The following is a 448-nucleotide window of genomic DNA, read 5'->3' as shown; positions in this document are numbered from 1 at the left end:
TGGCGGACACGCCGATGCGATCGAACGCCTGCAGGGCCTGCGCCCGGCCGATGCGGCGATGCTGCGCCTCCTGATCGAGCGCCGCAGCGCGCCAGCCTTGCCCAAGGCGCGAGCGCACGGCTTCATCGCCCTGCTGGCGCGCATGGGTGCGGCGCTGGAGAGCTTCTGGATCGACACCCGCGAGCTGCTGGGCTTCGTCGGACTGACCCTGGCGACCCTCGCCAAGGTGGTGAGCGGACGCCGCCGCCTGCGCCTGACCTCGACGGTCTTCCACATGGAGCAGACCGGCCTCGATGCCGTGCCGATCGTCGCCCTGCTGACCTTCCTGGTGGGCGCAGTGGTGGCGTTTCTCGGCGCCGCCGTGCGGGGCGACTTCGGTGCATCGATCTTCCCCGTGGGGCTGGTGGCCTATTCCTTCATGCGCGAGTTTGGCGTGCTGCTCACCGCC

General features: G+C 70.5%; 1 protein-coding gene. It reads left to right on the top strand.

The features are described 5' to 3' along the window. Positions 1-448 (top strand): ABC transporter permease (locus FLQ44_RS08210; RefSeq protein ID WP_206208760.1); only part of this gene is annotated, 448 nt, incomplete at both ends.

This window comes from Vogesella mureinivorans, assembly GCF_007644035.1.
In the GTDB taxonomy this organism is placed as follows: Bacteria; Pseudomonadota; Gammaproteobacteria; order Burkholderiales; family Chromobacteriaceae; genus Vogesella; species Vogesella mureinivorans.
This window is presented reverse-complemented; position numbering and strand designations above follow the sequence as displayed.